This window comes from Spirosoma lacussanchae (genome assembly GCF_005870035.1).
Lineage (GTDB): Bacteria > Bacteroidota > Bacteroidia > Cytophagales > Spirosomataceae > Spirosoma > Spirosoma lacussanchae.
On the sequence record NZ_SWJG01000009.1, the window covers coordinates 1 to 23,800 of the forward strand.

The 23,800-nt window shown below is 56.3% G+C and carries 19 protein-coding genes and 1 rRNA gene; 15 read left to right on the forward strand and 5 right to left on the reverse strand.

What is annotated here, in order from left to right; genetic code table 11:
• Nucleotides 1-154: 154 nt before the first annotated feature.
• The 5 genes from rrf to FBR45_RS22235 all read left to right on the forward strand — a co-directional run bounded on the left by rrf (nucleotide 155) and on the right by FBR45_RS22235 (nucleotide 4,646).
• Nucleotides 155-265, forward strand: a 5S ribosomal RNA gene (rrf, locus tag FBR45_RS22215).
• A gap of 107 nt (nucleotides 266-372) precedes the next feature.
• Entirely contained in the window at nucleotides 373-852 is a 480-nt protein-coding gene (locus tag FBR45_RS22220; protein ID WP_138506445.1) for a (2Fe-2S)-binding protein, read from the forward strand.
• Between the two features lie 2 nt (nucleotides 853-854).
• Nucleotides 855-3,020, forward strand: coding sequence for a xanthine dehydrogenase family protein molybdopterin-binding subunit (locus tag FBR45_RS22225; RefSeq protein ID WP_138506447.1), 2,166 nt, complete (start codon nucleotides 855-857; stop codon nucleotides 3,018-3,020).
• A gap of 189 nt (nucleotides 3,021-3,209) precedes the next feature.
• A complete protein-coding gene (locus FBR45_RS22230; RefSeq protein WP_138506449.1) occupies nucleotides 3,210-3,911 on the forward strand; it encodes a hypothetical protein in 702 nt (233 codons plus the stop codon).
• Between the two features lie 141 nt (nucleotides 3,912-4,052).
• A complete protein-coding gene (locus tag FBR45_RS22235) occupies nucleotides 4,053-4,646 on the forward strand; it encodes a YbhB/YbcL family Raf kinase inhibitor-like protein (protein ID WP_138506451.1) in 594 nt (197 codons plus the stop codon).
• Between the two features lie 19 nt (nucleotides 4,647-4,665).
• On the opposite strand, the gene FBR45_RS22240 is transcribed toward FBR45_RS22235, so the two are convergent.
• Complete coding sequence (locus FBR45_RS22240) at nucleotides 4,666-5,403, reverse strand: DUF2490 domain-containing protein (RefSeq protein WP_138506453.1); 738 nt, start codon at nucleotides 5,401-5,403, stop codon at nucleotides 4,666-4,668.
• A 199-nt stretch (nucleotides 5,404-5,602) separates the two neighbouring features.
• Here FBR45_RS22240 and FBR45_RS22245 point away from each other — a divergent pair, with 199 nt between their 5' ends.
• From FBR45_RS22245 to FBR45_RS22275, 7 genes are all read left to right on the forward strand, one after another.
• The gene (locus FBR45_RS22245) at nucleotides 5,603-8,458 is read left to right on the forward strand and encodes a TonB-dependent receptor (protein WP_138506455.1); all 2,856 of its coding nucleotides are present in this window, start codon (nucleotides 5,603-5,605) and stop codon (nucleotides 8,456-8,458) included.
• 225 nt (nucleotides 8,459-8,683) lie between these two features.
• Nucleotides 8,684-11,557 (forward strand): TonB-dependent receptor domain-containing protein, encoded by a 2,874-nt coding sequence (locus tag FBR45_RS22250; RefSeq protein WP_138506457.1) that lies wholly within the window; start codon nucleotides 8,684-8,686, stop codon nucleotides 11,555-11,557.
• Between the two features lie 75 nt (nucleotides 11,558-11,632).
• A complete protein-coding gene (locus FBR45_RS22255; protein ID WP_246082347.1) occupies nucleotides 11,633-13,624 on the forward strand; it encodes an alpha-glucosidase in 1,992 nt (663 codons plus the stop codon).
• Nucleotides 13,617-14,786, forward strand: coding sequence for an LLM class flavin-dependent oxidoreductase (locus tag FBR45_RS22260; protein ID WP_138506459.1), 1,170 nt, complete (start codon nucleotides 13,617-13,619; stop codon nucleotides 14,784-14,786). The genes FBR45_RS22255 and FBR45_RS22260 overlap by 8 nt, the downstream gene beginning before the upstream one ends.
• 54 nt (nucleotides 14,787-14,840) lie before the next feature.
• Nucleotides 14,841-15,197: a four helix bundle protein gene (locus tag FBR45_RS22265; RefSeq protein ID WP_138506461.1), complete on the forward strand. Its 357-nt coding sequence runs from the start codon at nucleotides 14,841-14,843 to the stop codon at nucleotides 15,195-15,197.
• Nucleotides 15,198-15,238: 41 nt separating this feature from the next.
• Entirely contained in the window at nucleotides 15,239-17,077 is a 1,839-nt protein-coding gene (locus FBR45_RS22270; RefSeq protein WP_138506463.1) for an SLC5 family protein, read from the forward strand.
• A 31-nt stretch (nucleotides 17,078-17,108) separates the two neighbouring features.
• Nucleotides 17,109-18,020, forward strand: a complete 912-nt coding sequence (locus FBR45_RS22275) for a TolB-like translocation protein (RefSeq protein ID WP_138506465.1) — start codon at nucleotides 17,109-17,111, stop codon at nucleotides 18,018-18,020.
• Nucleotides 18,021-18,140: 120 nt separating this feature from the next.
• On the opposite strand, the gene FBR45_RS22280 is transcribed toward FBR45_RS22275, so the two are convergent.
• The 4 genes from FBR45_RS22280 to FBR45_RS22295 form a co-directional block, all read right to left on the reverse strand.
• Nucleotides 18,141-18,389, reverse strand: coding sequence for a hypothetical protein (locus FBR45_RS22280; RefSeq protein ID WP_129606986.1), 249 nt, complete (start codon nucleotides 18,387-18,389; stop codon nucleotides 18,141-18,143).
• Nucleotides 18,390-18,452: 63 nt separating this feature from the next.
• A complete protein-coding gene (locus FBR45_RS22285) occupies nucleotides 18,453-18,905 on the reverse strand; it encodes a pPIWI_RE_Z domain-containing protein (protein WP_077921586.1) in 453 nt (150 codons plus the stop codon).
• A 235-nt stretch (nucleotides 18,906-19,140) separates the two neighbouring features.
• Entirely contained in the window at nucleotides 19,141-19,389 is a 249-nt protein-coding gene (locus FBR45_RS22290; RefSeq protein ID WP_138506467.1) for a hypothetical protein, read from the reverse strand.
• Entirely contained in the window at nucleotides 19,389-19,781 is a 393-nt protein-coding gene (locus FBR45_RS22295; RefSeq protein ID WP_077921583.1) for a pPIWI_RE_Z domain-containing protein, read from the reverse strand. The genes FBR45_RS22290 and FBR45_RS22295 overlap by 1 nt, the downstream gene beginning before the upstream one ends.
• Nucleotides 19,782-19,916: 135 nt before the next feature.
• On the opposite strand from FBR45_RS22295, the gene FBR45_RS22300 reads away from it, so the two are divergent.
• From FBR45_RS22300 to FBR45_RS22310, 3 genes are all read left to right on the forward strand, one after another.
• Complete coding sequence (locus tag FBR45_RS22300) at nucleotides 19,917-20,999, forward strand: helix-turn-helix transcriptional regulator (RefSeq protein ID WP_138506469.1); 1,083 nt, start codon at nucleotides 19,917-19,919, stop codon at nucleotides 20,997-20,999.
• A gap of 246 nt (nucleotides 21,000-21,245) precedes the next feature.
• Entirely contained in the window at nucleotides 21,246-22,148 is a 903-nt protein-coding gene (locus tag FBR45_RS22305; RefSeq protein WP_138506471.1) for a hypothetical protein, read from the forward strand.
• A 63-nt stretch (nucleotides 22,149-22,211) separates the two neighbouring features.
• The gene (locus FBR45_RS22310) at nucleotides 22,212-23,720 is read left to right on the forward strand and encodes a phosphatase PAP2 family protein (protein WP_138506473.1); all 1,509 of its coding nucleotides are present in this window, start codon (nucleotides 22,212-22,214) and stop codon (nucleotides 23,718-23,720) included.
• Nucleotides 23,721-23,800 lie beyond the last annotated feature (80 nt).

Below are 23,800 nucleotides of genomic sequence, written 5' to 3' on the forward strand. Positions count from 1 at the left end.
GAGCCGTACTAATGGCCCCGGACGCGTGTGCTTCGCTTCGTCTGAAAAGTAGTGCGCTAGTGTTTTCTGGTTTTCCTGTGGGGAAAAAGACATTGGATATTAGATCGAGCTGATCTTGTGAAGAGGTTAGGATCGATCGATGAGCAACAAGCAGGTTGGTGCTGGTAAGGCGGGTGAACACCTCTTCCATTCCGAACAGAGCCGTTAAGCCCCGTACTGCCGATGGTACTGCTGTCACAAGTGGGAGAGTAGGAAGGTGCCACCTGCTGTTATTGAAGGCGAGAGCCGTTATCCGATCCGGGTAACGGCTTTTTGCATGTTATACGGCTTATGTTTAGTAACTTAGAGCACTCATCTAAGTTATCTTAATCAATGGCTGTCTTCAACCTTAAAATCAATGGTCGCGCCTATCGCGCTGACGTTGATCCCGATACTCCTTTATTATGGGTATTGCGCGATTCTTTCGGATTGGTCGGTACTAAGTACGGTTGTGGCATTGCTCAATGCGGAGCCTGTACCGTTCATGTTGATGGTGAAGCAACGCGTTCCTGTGTGCTGCCTGTTTCGGCAGTGGCTACGGCTAAAATAACAACGATTGAAGGCTTGTCGCCTACGGGTGACCACCCTGTGCAACGGGCCTGGAATGAGATTGATGTGCCCCAATGCGGCTATTGCCAGGCAGGGCAGATCATGACTGCGGCTGCGTTGCTGAAGCGTAACCCTACCCCTTCTCAGGCCGACATCGACGCTACGATGTCCGGAAACATCTGCCGGTGTGGCACGTACCATCGGATTCGGGAAGCTGTCAGCGTGGCTGCCCGGATGACCCCCACGGCTAAATCCAAGAAATAGTCATGACAGCAGTAACGAATAATAGCAGACGAAATTTTCTGAAGATAGCCGCAGCCGCCGGGGGTGGTTTGCTGGTTGGCTTCAACTGGTTTGAGTCAGAAGGAGCGGCTGTTGCTGTAGAGACGGCTACCGGAAGCGGGCTGGCTGGAAACACGTTTAACAGCTATCTGTCTATAAACCCGCAGGGCATTATTACCATTTTATCGCCGAATCCCGAGGTTGGGCAGGGCATAAAAACAGCATTTCCGATTATCGTTGCCGAAGAGCTGGATGCGGACTGGACAAAAGTCGTTGTAGAGCAGGCGCCCCTGGACACGAAAAAGTTTGAACGGCAGGTGGCCGGTGGGAGCGGGTCTATTCCGCACTCATGGAAACGACTGCGTACGGCTGGTGCTACGGCCCGGCAAATGCTGCTCGAGGCCGGCGCCAAACGCTGGAATGTACCTGTCGCCGAATGCGCAACCGAAAACGGGTTTGTTCTGCACGCAGCTACAAAGCGGAAACTGAGCTATGGTGAGTTAGCTAATGAAGCCGCACAGCTCCCCGCACCTACCGAAGTGAAGCTCAAGGACCCGGCCGATTTTAAACTTATTGGAAGCACGGTCAAAAACGTCGACAATCCGGGTATCATAACGGGAAAGCCCTTGTTTGGTATGGATTTTTACCGGGAAGGTATGCTGTTCGCTATGATGCAGCGGCCCGGTTTCGGCCACAAGCTGAAGTCGATACGTAACGCTACTACCATAAAGGCCATGCCCGGCATTACCGATGTCTTAACCATTGGCGATACGGTAGCTGTTGTTGGGAAATCAACCTGGCAGGTTCGTAAGGCGAAAGACGCTCTGCAGATTGACTGGGAAAAGACCCATAGCGTGGAGAGCACAGCCGATCATAATCGGTTATTTAAGGAATTGCTCGATAGCAAGGAGGCAACCGTTCGGCGGAAGGATGGCGATGTGGACGCAGCCTTTGCTTCAGCCGCTAAAGTGGTGAAGGCCGAGTACCAATGCCCGTTTCTGCCACACAGCCCTCTGGAGCCGATGAACTTTTTTGCACATGTGCGCCCGGACGGAGCTGAGCTGGTAGGACCTACGCAAACCCCGGAATTGGCTCGCAATGAAACCGCCAAGCTACTAGGCATCTCTCCCGACGCCGTCAGTGTTCAGCTTACCCGAATGGGGGGCGGCTTTGGGCGTCGGCTGAAAGCCGATTACGTGCTTGAAGCCGTACAGGTTTCCCAGCAGGTCAAAGCCCCCGTTAAGCTGATCTGGACGCGTGAAGACGATATGACGGGTGGCAGCTACCGCCCGGCCGTCCGGTATCGCTTTGAAGCGGCTCTGGACGCCCAGGGAAATATGATCGGTTATAAACTGCGGGGCGTTAGTATCAAAGCCGGCAATCCTACCCGGGAGGATAACTTCCCGGCAGGGGCGGTCGACAATCTGTTGATCGATAGTGTCGATTATGTAAAGTCGCCGATAACGACGGGTCCGTGGCGGGCGCCCATTACCAACTTCCTGGCCTTTGCGGAGCAATCATTTCTGGATGAGGTGGCCCAGGCCGCCGGAAAAGATCCGGTAGCGTTCCGGCTGGCGTTGCTGGATAAGGCAAAGCAAAAGCCGGCTGGCGCTGTGAAGTACGATATTGACCGGATGAAGGGGGTTATTGAACTGGCCGCCGAGAAATCCGGCTGGGGCAAGAAGAAGGGCGCCGATGGTAAACCCGTAGCGCAGGGTTTCAGCGTGTATTTCTCGCACCGGTCGTACGTAGCGCAGGTGGGCGAAGTAGTCATGCAGAAAGGCCGCCCGGTATTACAGAAAATTTATTCAGCTGCCGACTGTGGTATTGTCGTGAACCAGAGCGGAGCCCGGCAGCAGGTAACCGGCTGTATCGTTGACGGTATAGGCCATGCTATGTATGGCAACCTGACCTTTAAGGAGGGCGTTCCGGAGCAGAAGAATTTCAATGAATACCGGATCATCCGGCTGAACGAAATTCCGGAAGTAGAAGTCCATTTTGTCAATAATACCATTGAGCCAACGGGCCTGGGAGAACCTTCTCTGCCCCCGGCCGGGGCAGCGGTGGCCAATGCTATATTTAAGGCCACAGGCAAGCGACTCCGTAATCAGCCATTCGTGGAGGAAGAAGCGCTGAAAGGGCTTTCCTGATCCCGGAAAGGTGGAATACCCCATTATTGAGCCGTTGAAAACGAGGCTGTCGGATACGTGAATTTATTCGTCTACCAGCTTTGTTTTCAGCGGCTTAGTTTGTATATTTACCTTCCTTATTTCAATCAACAACCATACTAATGAATGCCGTTAACTGACTCACCGTCAGGAAACGGCTTCCTCAACCGCATGAAGCGAGGACGTTCAAATCCAAACCAACTTCAGATTGATTTTCTGGCGGCCTACCGGCAGATACTGATTAGTCTTGGGAGCGCCGACAACCTGCCCGTGAACGAGAGTTTGTTCATGCGCATGACTGATCAATGGGAGAGCACCCGGGTAATGCCCGCTGATCTTTTGTTCCGGAAGAGCCCGGTCGAAGCTGTTGTTTTTCGTTTACAGAAGCTGGATCGTGACAACGGGACGAACAGGCTCCGTTTTCCGGATGAGTTGATTGCCGGCGAGATTCGGGGTGAGCAGGGGCTAACGGGTTTTTCTGCCAAGTTCCGTGATCAGGGCTGGGTTATTCTGCCCGCCGAGCTGTCGGCCATGTACAAGAATCTGTTTCTGAATATCCTCACGGCCTCTATCGGGCTGGAGCATTTGTTCCCGTCGCGTACGGCTCTGCTGGCAGAAGCTGAACGTGTGGCACTGGCGGCCCTACTGCCGGAAGAAGAAGTGCGCAAATTTTTCGGACTTCGGCTTTCCAGGTTTCCGGATTCGTTCCGCAGCGAGGTGTCAAATTACTTCAATCTGCCATTTGATTACGTACTGAAACGGGCCAATCACCTGGATCTGGTGTCGGAGCAGGTCATGGAAGAGACCCGAAACAATACACAGTCAGTTCGTTCCGGACCCCTGCGTCGGCCCCAAAGCAGCCGGGCAGCTTAGGTACCCCCCTTGTACAGACCGAAAAATGGCGGTCAGGCGCTCTGGATAAAGGCCTGTATTCGTGGCGGTCTGACCGAAAAATTAACAAACTTTACCTTATTTAGCCGGTTAGATACGTGAACGTACTTAACCGGCATTTTTATGCGCCTTCTGCAACGGATCTTATTGGGAGTATTTGTTGTGTTAGGGCTTCTGGCTGTTGGTCTCCATCTTTATGCCAGAAGTAAGCGTACTCAGGAAACGGACTATCACCTGACTCTCAGGAAGACGCTGACCGTAACCAGTAGCTCATTTCCGCCCGGGGGCGATATGCCCGTTAACTGCACCTGTAAGGGACAGGAAGTGTCGCCAGCGCTAAACTGGGATGGAGATATTCCCGGCGTAGAATCCTACGTCATTCTTACCACCGATTACGACGTGCCGACACCCGCTTTTCCGTTGTTCAACCTATCGCACTGGGTGGTATATAACCTGCCAGACGTGGTGCATAGCCTGCCCGAGGGCGTAAGCGCCGAGCAGATGCGGATGCTGGGCGGGAAAACCGGGAAAAACGGCGCCGGTGCTCTCGCCTTTATTGGCCCCTGCCCGCCGGTAGGCCGTCATGCCTACGTTTTCCGGGTATATGCCCTCGATCAGGCCCTGACGTTTGAGGAGACTCCTGATAAGCAGTCGGTGCTGAACGCAATGCAGGGGCATGTGCTGGCCTATGGCGAATTGACCGGCTATTTTCAGTAGTCGGCTCTCGAACAACCCGCTAGGGCTGTTTGCGTAAATCCAGTGTATGAAAGACAAACAGCCGTAACGTGTGATTGTTTACGTACGTATTGCCCGACGGTTGCTGAATGAACTGGTTCATATAGCCCAACTGGCCCAGCAGGTGCTTGCTGAACGGGTACGACATGCCTACGAAGAACCGGTTCTGATCGAAGGTGTTCGCTACAATCTGCTTGCCGAAATTGAGAAACGCTTCGTTTTGAACAACGAAGTTAGGTACGTGTGGCTGGATGGTTTCGCCCTTGAGCGGGATCTGTAGCATGAGGTTATACCTCAGGCGCCAGTTAAAACCGTATCCGTCGCCCAGCTGATCGCCATTGATGCGGTGGTTGTACCGTTGCTCGGCCCGTACCCATTGCAGGAGATTTAACCGGCCCGAACGGCCCGTCCACCAGATCTGCTGCCAGGGACGATGTTCGGGGCGAATGATGCCACTGGGCGATAAATAAGACCCTACATAGGCGTAACCAGCCGTCAGCCGCACATTGTCGGCTAGGAAGTAAGTCAGCCCGGCCCGCACCAGGTTCTGGTTGGCACGATCCGCAAAATCAGTACGGCGGTGATGGAGGTCGACCCAAAGTCCCCAACGGGTACTGAATCGGGTCTGGTTGAAATAGCCGAGCCAGGTGCTCTGCTGCTGGTTGACGATCTTAACTGACTGACCGGCAGCAATGGTGTACAGAAAGAAGAGAGATATAAGTAGTACTGATTTCTTCATAGAAAGCGGTCGATGAGTAAAATTGACTAATTCCGTTTCAATCTATCCTTTAATAAAGATTTAGAGGCCCCCATTTGGAAGGGTGGGTAAGATACTAGTTTATTTGCATAAATCCACTAGTTCAATAGATTATAAGCACTAATACTCTATCTACAACCGGGAGTAGTGGGAGAATAAAGCAGTACACCGATTATCAAGCATGAAGAACCGTTTATTAGCTGCGCACCTCATTATGTTGGTTGTGCTGGCATCGTTCCGGGCTGTTGCTCAGGACGATCTTATTTTACTGTCGGGGCGGGTCGATGACAGCGATACCCGGCAGCCTATACCGGGTGCCGGGGTTTTGATCAAGAACACCGTTGCCGGTACCATTACCAACGATCAGGGTGAATTTACGCTCAAAACCAGAGTGAAGTTTCCGTTCACGCTGGTTTTCCAGGTCATTGGGTATGCCCCTAAGGAAATTGTTGTTGAACGACCTACGGATAAGATCAGCGTATCCCTCAATACGCAGGCTATATTAGGTAATGAAGTGGTCGTAACGGCTTCACGGATTGAGGAAAGCATACTGAAGTCGCCGGTAGCGGTTGAGAAACTCAATCTGCGGGTTTTGAAAGAAAGCCCTGCTCCCAGCTTTTACGACGCGCTCGAAAACGTGAAAGGGGTTCAGATGACAACCTCCAGTCTGACGTTCAAAGTACCGAACACCCGCGGCTTCAACATTCCGAACAATTTCCGGTTTATGCAGCTCGTCGACGGGGTCGACATGCAGGCTGCCACGCTGGGTGTGCCGCTCGGCAATGCCATCGGGCCAACGGAGCTGGACATTGAAAGCGTTGAGATTACGCCTGGTGCGGCCTCGGCTCTGTACGGTATGAACGCCATTAACGGGCTGGCTAACCTCCTGACCAAAAGCCCTTTTCAGTATCAGGGCGTGAGTCTCTATCAGAAAACAGGGGTCAACCACATCGACGGAATCGATCGCGACCCCTCTGTCCTGACCGAGTCGGCCGTGCGAATTGCCAAAGCGTTTAATAATCGCTTTGCTTTTAAACTGAACTTCAGTTATTTACAGGGTACTGACTGGCTGGCTAACAACCAGACCGATCAGAACCCGCAACCGCTCAACACGGCGAACCCCCGTTTCCCGGAGCTATCGGGAGCCAGTAACCCCGCCCGCGACCTGTGGAATCAGTACGGCGACGATGGGCAGGCCCGGGTAGCTATTACGATTCCCTATAACGGTCGGAACGAAACTTTCAACGTGAGCCGGACCGGTTATCTGGAGCGGGACCTGGTGAACCCCCGGGTGCGTAACCTGAAATTTGACGGGAGTCTGCATTATCGGCTAAACGACCGGGTAGAGGTTCAGTATGGCTATCGGTACGGATTGATGGACGGAATTTTTCAGCGGGGTAACCGTATTCAGCTGACGGGCGTAACGGTACAAAACCACAAGCTGGAGCTACGCAGTACCGATCTGGTGGTGCGGGCGTATGTGCTGTCTGAAAACACGGGACAGTCGTATAATTTGAACCCGCTGGCCTACAACCTGGACCTGAACAACGGCACCAACGCCGTTTGGGGCGCCAAATTCCGGACGGAGCTGCTGGCACAGGTCAACAGCGGTACCAATCTGGCAACGGCTATGCAACTGGCCCGCGTAGCCGCCGACCGGGGCCGCGTAGAACCCGGAACAGCCGCCTTCGAGTCGCTGAAGCAAACCATTGTCAATACCAATAACTGGGATATAGGTTCTATCATTCCGGGGGCGCCGGCAACGGGTGGGGCCGCACTCTGGCAGCAAAGCCGCACCTACCACAGCGATATTCAGTACAACCTGAATCAACGTATCAAATTTGCGGAGGTTTTGGTTGGGGCCGATTACCGGCGCTACGAAGTCATTCCGGACGGCAACAACTTTGTTGATTTCTCGAAGCCGATCGAGCAGCGGACAACGCCCGGCGGAGCGAACCAGATTTATACAAAATACGGCGCGTTCGTATCGGCCACCAAACTGTTGCTGGCCGACCGGCTGAAAGTGTCAGCATCGCTGCGGGTCGATAACAATCCGGAGTTTTCGCCAAAGGTGAATCCACGGCTGGCCCTTGTTTATACAGCTGCCGAGCGGCATAATTTCCGGTTTACGTACCAGAATGGGTTCCGCTTTCCGTCGTTGTTCGAAGCGTTGTCTTACGTAAACAACAGCAACGTTCGGCGCGTAGGCGGGCTGGCCCGGGTTAATGAAGGGCTGGGCTTCCTGGAAAACTCGTATACGCTGGCATCGCTGAACAACTTCAATGCAGCCGTAAACACCGATGTGGCTGCCGGCTCAACGCGGAATGCGGCTGCGCTGAGAAATCGGGGATTGCTCCAGGTTGCCAACCTGTCGCCGTCGCAGCCTGAACACATCAATTCGTTTGAAGTAGGGTACAAAAGCGTACTGCTCAACAACCGGCTGGCCATTGACGGGGAAGCTTACTATAACTCGTACCAGAATTTTCTGGGACAGGTGGAGGTGGCGGTGCCGACTACCGGCCGGGTTGGAACCGATGCATCGGTGCTCGATATGCTGACCCGCGCCAACCAGGTTCGGTACCGCGTGTATACGAACGCCAAGAACACCTACCGCAGCTACGGCGCAGCGCTGGGTATTACCTACAACTTCTACCGTAAATTCACGGCGTCGGGTAATGTGAACTACAACAATATTGCCGGCAACGACAACCCCGATATTTTCGTGACGGGCTTTAACACGCCCAGGTACGTTGCCAACATCAGCATCGGTAACCGGGAAGTGGCCAAAAACCTTGGCTTCAACGTGGTATGGCGCTGGCAGGATAGTTTCCTGTGGCAAAGTCCGCTGGCTAACGGTACCATACCGGCCTACCATACGGTTGATGCGCAGATGACCTATAAAGTGCCTCAACCCGCTTTGTCGTTTAAGCTGGGCGCATCGAATCTTTTCAACAACCGCTATATCCAGTACGCGGCTGGACCAACTATCGGCGGACTCTATTATCTGGCCATCACCTACGACGTTACACGTTTCTAGCTGACTGATTGCCAGAGAGGCCCCGGATGTCTGTTCTAAACAGACATCCGGGGCTTTTTTGTTTTCGGACAGCCAGGTAAGTTACTCGCTCCGGCCACAAGTCCCGATTTTAGCCCTTTACGGGGATCAAAAAATGCGCCTTTAAGGATTGACTAGCTTAAACAGCGTCTAACTAGTTAACTTTGCTTCTATCAAGCAGAAATAAAGCTTTACCAACGAATCTACATGAAACACATTTCTTTTTCTTTTATACTTATACTGGCTTTGTCGGTAACTAGCTGGGCACAAACGGTTTTGTCGGGGCAGGTTACCGATGCCAACGACCAGCCACTAGCTGGGGTAACTGTACTGATTCGGGGTACCAATACCGGAACCGTAACCCAGGCCGACGGTCGGTTTTCGCTTTCGACGGAAAAGGAGCTTCCCTTCACCCTGAGTGTATCATTCATTGGCTACCGGCGCGAAGAGGTCGTTGTTCGGGGCAATAACTTCAGAGCTATTGACGTAAAACTGGCTGAGGAAGCCATCACGGCCGATGAAGTAGTGGTATCGGCCAGCCGGGTGCCCGAAGACATCCGCAAAGCGCCCGTAACGGTCGAGAAACTGGGAGCGCGGCAGTTTGCCAACTCGCCGGCGGCCAATCCTTTTGATGCGCTCCAGAACGTAAAAGGCGTGGACCTGCTCACCCAGAGTCTGACGTTCAAGTCGGTCAACGTGCGCGGGTTCGGGGCTAACAATAACAACCGGTTCGTGCAACTCACCGATGGGATGGACAACCGATCGCCGGGACTGGGGTTTGGCTTTGGCAGCGTAGCCGGCATTTCTGACCTCGATATTGAAAGCATTGAGCTGATTCCAGGGGCCTCGTCGGCCCTGTACGGGCCGGATGCCTTGCAGGGGCTGATGCTGACCTCCAGCAAAAATCCGTTTACCTACCAGGGTCTGAGTGCACAGATGAAAGTAGGCCTCAATAACGTAGGCAAATCCAATTTTGGCCCCAAAGGATACATCGACATGGCCGTCCGTTACGCGAAACAGATCGGAACGCGGTTTGCCTACAAAGTGAATTTTCAGCGGGTGAGCGGCACCGATTTCATTGCCGACGATTACGACGACCGATCAACCGGCGCCCGAACCGGCTTTTTCAGCACCGATGCCGGACAGGGTGGCGTTGCCACGGGGATTGCCTACGTGCCCAACAATAATCCCAACACAAACTTCGAATACGACGGAGTCAACATATACGGCGATGACATCAACAACGCAGGGGCCTTCCGGTTTCCGGCCAACTACGGCAACGCGGCCCTGCAGGGTAAACTGGTTACCCGAACTGGCTATACCGAACTGGATCTGCTGGGTAACTACGGGCGCGTTTATAACAACCGGGCCAACGTATCGCTGCATTACAAAGTAGGCCGGAACATGGAAGCGTCGGTGGGTTGGTACTACGGCAACGGCAACTTCATCCGGACGGCTGGTTTTCGCGAATACTTCCCGGATTACCGGCGGCACCAGTTCAAAGCCGAACTGCGGGGGGATAACTTCTTTTTGCGGGCCTATACTACCCAACAGCGCGCCGAAGGCTGGAACATTGGACAGACGGCCCGGATCATGAATACCATCTGGAAACCGACCAGCCAGTGGGCCGACGAGTTTGGGCAGGCTTATGTGGAGAACAAAGTCAGCATTCAGGAAGCGCGGGCGGTGGCTGACCGGGGCCGGTATCTGCCGGGTTCGCCGGACTTCCGGTTTGTGCGCGACGGCATTACCAGCGTCTACAATAACGAGCGTATCGCCTTGCTGAACACGACCGGAACCCGCTTCAGGGACAACTCGCAGCTGTTCCACTATGAAGGTATGTACAACTTCTCTCAGCTGCTACATGGCGTCATTGACGTGATTGCCGGGTCGAGTTTACGCCGGTTCCTGCTCGAATCGGGAGGTACGGCTTTCCCACGCCGGGCCGACGGATCAGAATATACCATCAACGAATTCGGGGCCTACGTGCAGGCGTCGAAGGAGGTGGGCTTTGGAACCGGCCCGGACCGGCTGACGATAAAGCCTACGGTGGCGGTGCGCTATGACAAGAACCAGTACCTGCAGGGTGGTTTTACGCCCAGGGCGTCGGCGGTGGTGAGTGCTGGCGTTCATAACGTACGGGCGTCGTGGCAGTCGGCGTTCCGGAACCCCGCCCCGGGGCAGTTGTTCGCCATTCCGCCAACGGGACAGGCGGGTGAGGTTGGCGGATTACCCCAGGCCTATAATGGAGCCGGACTGAACACCAATCCCGGCTATCTGCAGGTTGAAGTAACGCCTTATCAGAGCAGTACAGGAGCTGCCGTGCCACAACCGTTCATCATCGATCCGACGCAGTTCACGACTGAAAAAATCAAGACCTGGGAGGTCGGCTACAAAACCCTGATCAGCAATCGGTTCTATGTCGATGCGTTCTACTTTTCTAGCCGCTACACTGACTTTATTGCCGCCCAGAACGTATTCCAGCTTCTAACGCCGGGTGCCGATGTCAGCGCCTTGCTGACGCCGACCAGTTATCGGACGCTGCAGGTCAACTTCAACAACAAGAACGAAATCTTTGTGCGCGGGGCCGGTATCGGTCTCGAATACGGGCTTGGCCGGGGCTATACCCTCAGCGGTAACTACGCCTACCAGACCGGGCTGATTACGCTACGCGACGCCCGCGGTGCCATCCGCAACGACCGGGCGGGTGTGCCGGTCGTGAAGCGGAAGATGAGCAATCCTGAAGTATCGCAGCTGGGGCGTAACTTCTTTATCTCGCCCGAGAACCGGTATAACATCAGCCTGGCCAACCCTCGCCTGACCGATCGGCTGGGGGCTACGCTCACCTACCGCTGGACCGACCGGACGTGGGTGGAGCAGGGGACTACCGCGGGCGATGTCTGGTTGCCTTCGTGGAGCAGCGTCGATGCGCAGGTCAGCTACCGGGTACCTGCGTTTAAGTCGGTCGTAAAGCTGGGCGGTACCAATATCTTCAACCAGTATTACGCGCAGGGCTATGGCCTGGCCCGGATTGGTGGGTTATATTACCTCAGCATCACCTTCGATGAGTTGATGCGGTAACTGGTTTTTTAGCATAGGGGCACGGAGACACAGCAGAAATTTACTAACTCTGTGTGCTCTGTGCCTTTGTGTTTTATGGAAACTATGGGTTATAAAGATAAGGTTATTTATCAGATCTACCCGCGCTCGTTTGCCGATGCCAACGGCGACGGTATCGGGGATCTGCGGGGTATTACGGACAAACTCGGTTACCTGGCTGATCTGGGCGTCGATATTCTCTGGATCAGTCCTGTTTTTCAGTCGCCCAATGCCGATAATGGCTACGACATCTCCGACTACGAAGCCATTATGCCCGAGTTCGGTACGATGGCCGACTTTGACGAGTTGCTGGCCCAGGCGCATCGTCGCGGTCTGAAAATCGTGCTGGATCTGGTCGTTAACCACAGCTCCGACGAGCATCGCTGGTTTCAGGAAAGCCGGAAAAGCAAGGACAACCCCTACCGCGATTATTACATCTGGCGGCCTGCTGGTATGATCAACAACTGGCAGTCGTTCTTCTCGGGATCGGTATGGACCCATGATGCCGCTACCGACGAGTACTACCTCCACCTGTTCGCGGAAAAACAACCCGATCTGAACTGGGAGAACCCGGCCTTGCGGCAGGCCATTTACCGGATGATGCACTTCTGGCTCGACAAGGGCGTAGATGGGTTTCGGATGGATGTGATCCCGTTTCTGTCAAAAGACCCGCTGTTTCCCGACTATCCGGCGGGGCGCTTCGGGGATCTGACCATTCATGCCAACGGGCCTCGTATCCATGAGTTTTTGCAGGAAATGCACCGGGAGGTGCTGGCTCACTATCCTGACGTCATCACCATCGGCGAGGGCTTCGGTGTATCGGCCGAACAGGCCAACCTCTACGTGGGCGAGTCCCGGCAGGAGTTGAACATGATTTACCATTTCGATCATGCCGTACCCCGCGAGGAATACCGGTTTCTCGACCCCGCGCCTGAGTTTACCCTGCCGGAGCTGAAAGCCGTGTTTGCCAAATGGAATGTAGCCCTGGCGAGCGGACCCGACGCGCCCGGCTGGCAGAATATTTATTTTGGCAACCACGACAACCCGCGCTGTCTGTCTCGTTTCGGCAACGTCGACCGCTATCATTACGAGTCGGCTACGATGCTGGCAACCGTCCTGCTGACCCAGCGCGGCACGCCCAGTATCTACCAGGGCGATGAGATCGGCATGACAAACTGCCCGTTCGACTCCATCGATGAGTATGACGATATCCAGGTGAAAAATGCCTGGCGGGCGCTGGTCGAATCAGGGGCGGATGGATTGGTTGCGGGTGGACCGGATTCGGATGAATTGGATTCGTCGGCATCAATGCCGACGCGAGTCATAGATCGACCAGATCCGGATTTGGCCGGTAGTGTGACGTCTGCGGAGTTGGTAGATGGACCGGATGAATCCACCTCATACGATCCATGCGTAGCTCCGGCATTCATGCCGGGGCAGGATTCGTCGGCATCAATGCCGACGCGATTCATGGATCGACCAGATCCGGATTTGGCCGGTAGTGTGACGTCTGCGGAGTTGGTAGAAGGACCGGATGAATCCACCTTATACGATCCATGCGTAGCTCCGGCATTCATGCCGGAACAAAATTCCGATCAGTCATCAAGAGCAGGTCGATTCCTGGCTACGGCCAACCGCATTGCCCGCGACCATGCCCGGACGCCGATGCAGTGGTCAGGCGCGGCCAACGCGGGCTTTACCGAGGGGGAGCGAACCTGGCTGAAAGTGAACCCCAATTACAAAACCATCAACGTTGCCGACCAGGAACGGCAGGATCGGTCGGTGCTGGCTTTCTACCGGCAACTGCTTCAGCTGCGGAAACAAACCCCGGCGCTGCATACGGGTTCGTACCAGGACTGGTTGCCCGAACACCCGACCGTGTGGGTATACGAACGTCGACTGGGCGACGAGGTCAGGGTTGTATGGGCCAATTTTTCGGCTCAGCCCGTAACCATTGACCGGCCGGCGCCCGGACCGGTTATCTTATCAAATTATCCAGATACGGCCGATGTATTGCGGCCCTTTGAAGCCCGATTATACCATGCTTGATTCCATAACGGCTGTACCCGTCCGAACAACGGACCGGGTAGCCGAAATTGCCTGGTTCTGTGACCTCTGCGGGGGCGACACCGAATTTCTGGGTCAGCTCGACCCAACCCGGCGCAGTAGCTTTGCCCATTGCCGAGACATCCTGCTGATGGCCGAGCGGAAGGGGTTCAAAAACATACTGTTGCCCACGTCTTACGTAGTGGGGCAGGACCCGTTGGCCTTCGCGTCGGCCCTGTCACAGCTAACGACCGACATCAGCCTGCTGGTAGCGATTCGTACCGGCGAATACCATCCGCCAATGCTGGCCCGGATTATTAGTACCCTCGATCATCTGCTGGAGGGGCGTCTGACGATCAACATCATCAACTCCGACCTGCCCGGCTACAAGGAAGAGGGCCCCCTGCGTTACCAGCGGTGTAGCGAGACGATCGAGATACTGCGGCAGGGCTGGACCCAGGACCGCGTCGTGCACGATGGCCCCGTCTACGGGCCGCTTAACCTCTCCAGCCAACCCGTTAAACCCTACCAGCAAAACGGCGGTCCGCTGCTGTATTTTGGGGGTATAGCCGATGGCGCCCGCGAGGTATGTGCCCAACACTGCGACGTGTTTCTGATGTGGCCCGAGAAAGAAGAGAGCCTCTACGCAACCATGCAGGACGTATCGGCCCGGGCGGCCCGCCACGGACGCACCATCGATTTCGGCCTGCGTATTCACGTTGTGGTGCGCGAAACCGAAGCGGAAGCCCGCGCCTGGACCCGCCATCTGATGAGCCGGTTCGATGCTGGCCAGGCCGAAGCGCTCAAGCAGCGCACCCAGGACGGTAAGTCGCTGGGGGTGTTGCGGCAGGACGCCATGCGTCAGGAAGCCGATGATGAAGGCTTTGTCGAGCCGATTCTCTGGACCGGTATCGGCCGGGCCCGCTCGGGAGCCGGTGGAGCGCTGGTCGGTACACCCGATCAAATCATCCGGCAACTCAATCGCTACATGGACATGGGCATCCGGTCGTTTGTGTTTTCCGGCTACCCGCTGCTCGAGGAGTGCGAACTGTTCGGCCAGCTCGTACTCCCGCACCTCCCCAACGTCCGCCTGGCCGACGTACAAGGCCGTCGCCCCGCCACCACCCCCGAAACGCCGTTAACTTTTGGAACGTTATCTTATTGAATGATGAATGATGAATGATGAATGATTTGTAAAAACCTAAAACCGACTTGTACGATGAAAAAGGAAAATGTTATTCGGGAGAAAAGCTTCCGATTTGCGGTTCGTGCCATCCGCCTTTACCAATACCTAAGTGATGGACAGAAGGAATATGTATTGAGTAAACAGATGCTTCGATCAGGTACATCAGTAGGAGCTAATGTTCGCGAGGCAGATAATGCCGAGAGCAAGGCCGACTTTATACACAAAATGGGTGTAGCGCAGAAAGAAACCGATGAAACGCTATACTGGCTAGAGCTAATGAAAGAAACGGGTTACCTGGCTGAGAAAGAGTTTGCCAGTATGCATGCTGATGCAGATGAACTGCTTAAGCTGATTCGTAGTATTATCATAACTGCAAAAGCTAACCGATAACACATTCTTCATTTATCGTTCATCATTCATCGTTATAAAGTTTGTTAAGTCAACTCGAAACCATCGACGTCGTTGTGCTGGTGCTGATGCTGGCCATTATGCCCACCGCCGGTATCATCATTGCCCTGCGTAAAAAAACGGCTGAAGATTATTTTCTGGCGGGGCGGTCCATTCGCTGGTGGGCGGTGGCGGGGTCGGTATTTGGTACCAATATCTCGTCGTTTCACCTGATCGGCATGCTGGGAATCGGCTACTCCATCGGGTTCGTACAGGCCCATTACGAGATTGTATTTCCGGCCATACTGCTGCTGTGTTTCGTATTCCTGAGTTCGTACCGACGACTGGATGTCTTTACCCTCTCGCAGTATCTCGAAGTGCGCTATAACGACAAAGCGCGACTGCTCTACACCATCCTGTTGATACTGATCATTCTGGTGCAGCTGGTCGGCTCGTTCTATGTCGGAAGTATTACCCTGCAATGGCTCTTCGGCGGCACCAGTTTTGCCATGTCATACCCGGTGGGGCTTCTCCTGATTGGCCTCATTACCTGCTCCTATACCATCTGGGGCGGTATGGAAAGTATTGTCGTGACCGATACCATCCAGACCGTTATGATGCTCGCGGCCGGTACTGCGGTGGCTTATTTTACCCTGAGTCAGCCCGAAATCGGCGGGTTCGTGGGCTTGCTCGACCTGGATGCGGCCCAGCCCCGCGAGGTCCAGAAAATGCATCTCTACCTGCCCAGTAATCACCCTAACCTGCCCTGGACGGGCATTTTTACGGGCCTGCTGCTGCAGCACTGTTTCAACTTCAGCACCAACCAGTTTCTGGTGCAGCGGGTGCTGGCGGCTAACTCCGACCACGACGCCCGGCGTGGCGTTATTGCCAGCGGCTTTCTGAAACTGACCATTCCGTTCTTCAGCATCTCGGCGGGCGTGGCGGCCTTTTATCTGTTTCGGGCGCGCTTCGGTACGATGGACTTCAACTCAGACAACGCGTTTCTGAAACTGGTCGAAACCGTTATCCCACCCGGCACAGGCCTGGTCGGCATGATTCTGGCCGGACTGACGGCCGCCACGTTTTCGTCGGTCGACTCGATGATGAATGCCGCTACGACCCTGCTGACGGTCGATGTGTACCAGAAATACGTAAACCCCGGGGCTAGCGACAGACAGATTGTGCGGTTTGGTCGGCTGATGATCGTGGTGATGGTCGTGGCCAGCATCGCGCTGGCGCTGTATACCTACACGCCCGATCGAACGAATAACTTCATGCTGAAGGTATCGGCGCAGCTGTCATACTTCACTCCGGGGATTATGGTTGCTTTTTTTGTCGGGGTGTTGTGGCGGGGCGCTTCCGCGCGGGCGGCCGTAATCGCTATGGCGATGGCTCCCTGTTACGGCCTGCTGGCTGAGTTCATCTACGACAACTTTCTCGGCACCAGCCCGGCCGTAGCAGCGGTATTTGGCCAGCAGCTCAACTTCATGCATCGGGTCTTTCTGACCTTCGTACTGAGTCTGACTACGCTTATTGTACTCAGCCGGACGCTGTTCCCCAACCGGAACCTGGCGGGTTTCGAGCGACTGCGCGTGAGCCTGAACGCCGGACAGCTGGTGCGGGCGGTCGGTTTGTTCCTGGTCGTGCAGGCGGTGTTTGTCGGGTTGGTTTTCTGGGGCGGTTTCTCGCCGAAAAGCCTGGCGCCCTGGGCGGCTCTGGCTACGCTGGGGCTGTTCCTGCTGCCCAGTCAGGCCGTCAACGAGTCGGCAGAGGCAGACTCCGACGAGGCCGGTACAAAGCCGTCGTTATCGCTCAGGGGGGATCTGCGCTGGGCGGGCGCCTTGACCGCCGGTAGTATAGGCATATTGTATTATTTTGCGTGAGGTCTGTAACTCCCGGCCTATCCCACCCTGTATGCCACGGCTCTATCGCGCTGCTTTTCGTCCTCTGTTTTTCGCGGCCTGGCTGGCTGCGCTTACGCTATCCGGTCATCTGGTAGCCTGGGGGCAGGCCCCGCCCGACACAGAACTGTTTCTGGTCGATCTGATCCGGAGCGGACAGGCGCTTCAGGTCGGTACTCCCCGCAACATTACCCAGCGGAAGGGCTACGACAATCAGCCCTCGTTTACACCCGATGGCCGGGCGGTGCTGTATACATCGGCTCGCGAGGATGGGCAGACCGATATCTATCGCTACGATCTCCGGCAGAAAACAAACACCCCGCTCACCCGGACGCCCGAAAGCGAATACTCACCTACCGTTACCCCCGATCAGGGGTATTTTTCCGTCATTCGGGTCGAGAAAGACCAGACGCAGCGGCTGTGGAAATTCCCGATCTCCGGTGCGGGCAACCCGGCGCTGGTACTCGATAACGTAAAACCGGTTGGATACCACTGCTGGCTTACCCCCGACTCGCTGGCGCTGTTCATCCTGGGTAAACCCAACTCGCTGCAACTGGCCAGCGTCAGCACCGGCGATACGGCCCGGCTGGCAGGTAACATCGGCCGGTCTCTGCACAACGTGCCCGGTAAAAAAGCGGTCAGCTTCGTACACAAGCGAACCACCACCGACTGGACCATCAGCCAGCTCGATCGGCAAACCCGTCAGATCAGCCCCATTACGCCGACTCTACCGGGTAGCGAAGACTTTGTCTGGATGCCCGACGGTACCCTGCTGATGGGCCAGGGAGCCACGCTGTATCAATGTCGGCCGGGTACCAGCACTGGCTGGACAAAACTGGCCGACTTCAGCACGGCCGGCATCACCCAGATTACCCGTCTGGCCATAGACCCTCGCGGAAAAACGCTGGTGCTGGTGGGGCAGTGAGAAGCGAATAAGCTCGACGCTTCTGGCTGCAGCCTTTTCGCTGAAATAGTCTATATATGGCGGAGCCGCTAACCTGGAGATAGGTCGGCGGCTCCGCTGTGTTTATTGGTGTATGGGCGCTTACTGTGGCAAGGCGCTGAACGTCGGAAAATGGTAGACCCGGAAGAGCGGGTTCTGGTCGACGTTCCAGTTTTCCTGCTGCGCTACCTCGTTCAGCCAGTCCGAAATGTCGGCCTGGTAGGTGCTGTAGCCCTGGTTACGCAGAAACTGCTGTACCATTAGGGTAGTTGTGCAGCCTTCGGCCAGGATCAGCGTGGTGGCGGCCATTCGTACGGCCTGCTGGTCTAGTTTTCGATGCGTTACGTTCATTAGTCAGGTTGTTTGGTCATGTGGTACATCCTACGTAAGTGCCCGATGTAATGGGCCGTTGGTCTAGCCCAGCGCCTGTCGAAACAGGGTAACACGCTCACGCAGGATCGTACTGCCGACCTGAGCGTTGAGGTTTCCTTTGAGGGTGAAAGCGCGCAGATCGGACCGCAGACCGGCGTACTTGATCAGGGCGTTGTACCAGACGTTGCGGTTCTGGTAGGGGGCCAGCAGCATCCGGGCCTGGCTCAGCATCCGATGCTGGCGGGGCGACCAGATGGGCCGCTGCCGGAAAGCGGCACCCTGACCGTTCAGCAGGTCGGGCAGTGACTCCGGCGGAGCCAGCGGCAGCAGCTCGGCCATCAGAAATAAGCCCAGTTCGATGTTCAGCAACCGGTTGGCAACCATACCCGGCAGGGCATGACGGAAGCGAAGCCGGGTGGCTAGTGGCTCCTGCCAGCGAAGCTGACTGGCCAGAACCGGGCGGGCAACAGGAGCGGTGGTCAAAAGAGCGTTCATTAGTATCGTTGTTCGTTGTTCATATCAAATTTCACACTAGAAGAACGTAACCTTTTTACGTTGTGTGAATTTTGTGAAATTTATTTTCGATGAACCTGACAGCGCTGTACCCGCCATGAAACCCGGTCGGGAGGGGGCACAAACTGAAGCCCCCACCGCGGCTCCGTAGGGTCGACAGGAGCCGCGGTGGGGGCGGGTAAGCAGAGCTGATAGAATCCCGCGAGCGCCGATCGGTCTACTGCGGCAGCAGCGGTAGCCTCGGAAAATAATAAACCCGAAACAGCCCATTGTCGTGAACGGACCAGCCCTGCTGGCTGGCAATCACCAATAGCCACTGCGATACTTCAGCCTGGTAGGCCCGGTACCCACGGTTGCGCAGAAACTGCTTTACGCAAAGGGTCGTCGTATAGCCCTCGGCCAGAATAAGTGTCGTAGCCGCCAGCCGTACAGCCGCGGGTGTCAATTGCTTGCGTGTGGCGTTCATCAGGCCAGCATCTTCCGAAGTACGCCGATGCGGTTGCGCGAGAAGCCAACGGTCTTTTCTGTGAAGCGGCTCAGGTCACGGCTGATGTCGTAGGCGAGCCGGTGGGTGGGAGCGGTTGCGTAGGCGTCGAGCAGGTCCTGCCAATGGCTGGGGTTGGCAAAATGAGCCAGCAGCAGCCGGGCCCGGTTGAGGTATTTATGCTGCTGCGGGGTGAGGCTGGCGCGGGTGCTGGTGTCGGCCGAAAGCAGGGCGGGGAGCGCCGTTGGCGGGGCTGACGGACGTAACTGGCCGAGCAGGTAGAGGCCCAGTTCGAGGTCAACGAGCTGCCGGGTCGAGAGCGACGGGCGGTGGTAAGCGGGGGCGTTTGAGCGAGGACGTTGCGTATGGTTCATGATCGTCGTATGTAATTGTCCGACTCAAAGTTGTTGTACCGTAAACGTAAACTATTTACGTTCTCTCTTTTTTCTGAAAAAAAGTTTTGGTTGCTTTGTCAGTATACCAGCGCTCCTGCTACCAACGACATCGATATGCCCATAACCCGTTCTGCCTTTCAACGCTACCGACTCATCGACGAAGTAATCAGTCGATATCCCCGACGGTATTCCAAACAGCAACTTTTCGAACTCTGCCAGGATAAGTGCGGTATCCGGTCCATCTCGTCGCTGGAAAAAGACATCCAGCGGATGCGCGAAGACCATGACGCGCCGATCGAATACGACAAGCGGGCCAACGGCTATTACTATAGCAATCCGCAGTTCAGGCTCCTGAACCTGATGCTGAGCCCCGACGATATGGAAGCGCTCGACTACGCCCGCGAGGTGCTGGCCGCTACTCAGGGCGCTACCGTGGCCGATGAACTGACCAACGCCCTCCAGAAAGTCCGGCAAAGTCTGGATATTATCCGCGAGGTGAAGAGCGACGGCAGTGCCCCGGCACCGTCGCGCCGGATCGTATACGTCGAAGAAAAGATTCTTGGCGGCAACCGCCAGTACGTACCCATGCTGATTCGGGCCGTGAACCAGAACCGACAGGTAGCGTTCCGGTACCTCAAACACGAAGAAGCGGTATCGGCCCAGCGCGGCACACCAGCGCGGCTCCGGCGGGGCGCGCGTATGACCGAGCCCGAGCGACCCAAACTTCGTATTCTGCACCCTATTCTGCTGCGTGAAGTGGCTGATAGCTGGTATGTTATCGGCTATGACGCGGCCAGCGGCAGCGAGCGGACGTTTGCCCTCGACCGCATGAGCGATCTTGAACTCCTCGACGACCCCTGCGATGTGCCACCCGCCGTACTGGCCAGTGTCAGCGACCTGTTCGAACACATCTACGGCATCACCGACAGCCACGGCCCGGTCGAGAATATCGTGCTGTCGTTTAGTCCGCTGTTTGGTCGTTACGTAAAAGCCAAGCCCATCCACCAGACCCAGGAGGTAATCAGCGATACCGACGAGGCCTGCGTCGTGCGGCTCCGGCTGGCCCCCAACCGCGATCTGCTGATGCACCTGCGCTCGTATGGCGAACACCTGACCGTACTGCAACCCGCCAGCCTGGTCGAGGAGATGAAAGCATCGCTGGTGGCAATGCTGGCCCATTATAGTTCCCCAGCCTGACGGTTCGCTGCTGACGCGTATTAGATGCGAAGGCTGGACCACCTATCCGGATGGTTTATTGCTGACGCACCTGAGACGCGATGACCGGGCGCCGGGCGGTCGCGTCTCTACAGATAACCGGAACCGCAAAACGTTAATCCGGTAGGCCGGACAGTCGAAAAATGGGCTGGCCGTTGACGCGGAATATCGATTTTTACAATGGGCGGGGGGATGGGCCGTTTATCTTTACGATACTAAACCGTAGCCATGCGCCGAATCGTACCCATTGCTATTTCTCTGCTCACTCTTTTTGTCGACCCGTTTGCCCGTGCCCAGGGGCTGGTAGATGGGTTCATGCGCGGGCAGCGCAAAGCCAGTCTGGCCCTGACCTATTCGCAGGAATCCTTCGATAGCTATTACGTAGGTACGCGCGAAATCCGCGATCCGAACCTCGGTACCGTCAGCACCCAGTCACTGAACCTCTACGCCACCTACGGCCTGGGCTACGACCTGGACCTGATCGTTAACGCTCCTTACGTTCGCACCGAAGCCAGCGCGGGCTACTGGCCCAAACAGGAGGGGTTTCAGGATCTTACGGCTGCCCTCCGCTGGGAAGCTTACGACTATAAGTTCGGAAAAACCCGGCTGTCGTGGCTCTTTGCGCTGGGCTATTCGCTTCCCCTGCAGAACTATGTCATTGACGCTCCCGTCACCATCGGTCACGGGTCCCGGAACCTCGACGGCCGCACCATGCTACATTTTAAAGCCGGTGCGTTCTTCCTGACTGGCCAGTACGGCTACATCCGGCGGGGAGCGGTTTCTCTTGATCGGGTGGCCAACTATTATCAGCCTGATAACCTCAACCCCAACAGCGGCTCGAAAGTCAACGTGCCCGATGTGACAGACATCGTGGTTCGGTCGGGCTTCTCTACGAAGTATTTCTACGTTGACGGGTGGTGGCAGCAGCAGTCGCCCTACAGCAAAGGAACCGACATTGCGCCCGGAATTCCCTACCCAACCAACGCGGTGGGATTCACGCGGGCCGGGGCTAGCCTCTACGTGCCGCTGATCCGGAAGTTTGGGCTGACGGGCGCCTACAGCACCACCCTCGACGGCCAGAATGTTGGCAAATCGACGCGACTCAGCGGGGGGTTCATTATCGGATTATAACCAGACCAATCGGCCTTTCGGCTTTTCTATAACCTCACCCGGCCCACCGGGCGAACGCGACCGATGAAAACATACGCCAGTCTATTCGTTACCCTCTCGCTGCTCACGGGACTGTCGGCCTGTAAGGAGCCGACCATCGATGAGGGCATTCTGCCATTCGTAACCCCCACCTCGACCGACTCAACGGGCGGTACCTGGCGAACAGTGCTCCTGACGTCGGCAGCCGACATTGCCGTTCCGCAGCCAGCCGCCACCACCTCCGACGCCTACCAGAGCGAGCTGACGGCGGTCAAAAATGGATTGCTCAGCGCCACGCCCGAGCAGAATACGGCCGTCAACTACTGGGCCGCCGGGAGTGTGCAGCGCTGGAATCAGATTGCCCGACTGCTGGTTTCCAAGTATAATGTCGATGCGGCTTATGACGAAGCTACGGGCCAGTATGCGCCCTACGACGCCACGAAACCGGTGGCCAGTGCGCCTTATGCCGCCCGGCTCTATGCCCTGCTCAGTGTGGCTCAGTACGATGCGCTGGTCGTATCGTGGCGGGCCAAGTTTCGTTACAACCGCCCCTCGCTGGAACGGCAGGGCATTCTGGCGCGGGTGCCGATCCTCGACGTGCCGTCGTATCCGTCAGAAGATGCGGCCGTAGCCGAAGCGTCGTGTCAGGTGCTGGCGTATTTCTTTCCGGGCGAGACGGCCTGGCTGAAAGCCAAAGCCGCTGAACACAAACAAAGCCGGGTCTGGGCGGGCGCCTGCGTACCGAGTGATCTGAAAGCCGGTGAAGAGCTGGCCGCTGCGGTAGCCGCTAAAGCCATCGCCTACGCCCGCAACGACCGGTTCGATCGGGCCCGCGACCCCAACAGTACCTGGGAAAGCCTGCGGAGCCGCGCGCCTTACGACCTGACCTGGAAAAGTCTGGATATACCGGCCCGGCCGCCCATGCTCCCGCTGGCTGGCACGACCCGAACCTGGTTCGACTCGACGGCCATAGCCCGGGCGCTGCCCGCTGCTCCTCCCGCCACCACGACCCCCGCTTTTCAGCAGGCGCTAGCCGAAGTTCGCGACCTGGCCAACACCCGCACCCGCGACCAGTGGCGCATCGCCGAGTTCTGGTCCGACGGCAGCGGTACCTACACCACCCCCGGCCACTGGAACCGCATTGCCGAAGACCTCGTACGGCAGTATGGACAAAATGAACTGCGGTCGGCGCGGACGTATGCGCTCGTGAACCGAGCCATGCAGGATGGCGCCACCGTGGGCTGGCGAACCAGCTTCACCTATTTTGTACCCCGTCCTTCGCAGGTTGACCCAGCCATCAAAACGGCCGTACGAATTCCGAACATGCCGGGCTACCCGTCTACCCATGCCCTCCTGGCCAATGCGGCAACTACGGTGCTGGTGTATCTCTTCCCGAACGAAGCCGAGGTGCTGAAAGCCCAGGCGGCCGAAGCTACCCTCTCGCAACTGTACGGGGGCGTCCAGTACCGGTTCGATATCGACGCGGGGGCTCGCTCGGGGACGGCTGTAGGGCAGCTGGCCGTTGGCTGGGCCAGCGCCGACGGAGCCCGATAAGTTTGGATTAGTTAGGGGCTGTTTCGTGACAATTGCGGGTGTTATGCGTTACGAAGTAAGGGCGTTTTGTTCCCGTCCGT

Excerpts from the sequence above, each read along its gene's own strand:
- FBR45_RS22285 (WP_077921586.1), bottom strand. The coding sequence starts at position 18,905 with ATGAACGCTCTTTTGACCACCGCTCCTGTTGCCCGCCCGGTTCTGGCC.
- FBR45_RS22230 (WP_138506449.1), top strand. The coding sequence starts at position 3,210 with ATGAAGCGAGGACGTTCAAATCCAAACCAACTTCAGATTGATTTTCTG.
- FBR45_RS22295 (WP_077921583.1), bottom strand. The coding sequence starts at position 19,781 with ATGAACCATACGCAACGTCCTCGCTCAAACGCCCCCGCTTACCACCGC.
- FBR45_RS22280 (WP_129606986.1), bottom strand. The coding sequence starts at position 18,389 with ATGAACGTAACGCATCGAAAACTAGACCAGCAGGCCGTACGAATGGCC.
- FBR45_RS22265 (WP_138506461.1), top strand. The coding sequence starts at position 14,841 with ATGAAAAAGGAAAATGTTATTCGGGAGAAAAGCTTCCGATTTGCGGTT.
- FBR45_RS22240 (WP_138506453.1), bottom strand. The coding sequence starts at position 5,403 with ATGAAGAAATCAGTACTACTTATATCTCTCTTCTTTCTGTACACCATT.
- FBR45_RS22300 (WP_138506469.1), top strand. The coding sequence starts at position 19,917 with ATGCCCATAACCCGTTCTGCCTTTCAACGCTACCGACTCATCGACGAA.
- FBR45_RS22275 (WP_138506465.1), top strand. The coding sequence starts at position 17,109 with ATGCCACGGCTCTATCGCGCTGCTTTTCGTCCTCTGTTTTTCGCGGCC.
- FBR45_RS22260 (WP_138506459.1), top strand. The coding sequence starts at position 13,617 with ATGCTTGATTCCATAACGGCTGTACCCGTCCGAACAACGGACCGGGTA.
- FBR45_RS22310 (WP_138506473.1), top strand. The coding sequence starts at position 22,212 with ATGAAAACATACGCCAGTCTATTCGTTACCCTCTCGCTGCTCACGGGA.
- FBR45_RS22235 (WP_138506451.1), top strand. The coding sequence starts at position 4,053 with ATGCGCCTTCTGCAACGGATCTTATTGGGAGTATTTGTTGTGTTAGGG.
- FBR45_RS22245 (WP_138506455.1), top strand. The coding sequence starts at position 5,603 with ATGAAGAACCGTTTATTAGCTGCGCACCTCATTATGTTGGTTGTGCTG.
- FBR45_RS22290 (WP_138506467.1), bottom strand. The coding sequence starts at position 19,389 with ATGAACGCCACACGCAAGCAATTGACACCCGCGGCTGTACGGCTGGCG.
- FBR45_RS22305 (WP_138506471.1), top strand. The coding sequence starts at position 21,246 with ATGCGCCGAATCGTACCCATTGCTATTTCTCTGCTCACTCTTTTTGTC.
- FBR45_RS22220 (WP_138506445.1), top strand. The coding sequence starts at position 373 with ATGGCTGTCTTCAACCTTAAAATCAATGGTCGCGCCTATCGCGCTGAC.
- FBR45_RS22250 (WP_138506457.1), top strand. The coding sequence starts at position 8,684 with ATGAAACACATTTCTTTTTCTTTTATACTTATACTGGCTTTGTCGGTA.
- FBR45_RS22255 (WP_246082347.1), top strand. The coding sequence starts at position 11,633 with ATGGAAACTATGGGTTATAAAGATAAGGTTATTTATCAGATCTACCCG.
- FBR45_RS22225 (WP_138506447.1), top strand. The coding sequence starts at position 855 with ATGACAGCAGTAACGAATAATAGCAGACGAAATTTTCTGAAGATAGCC.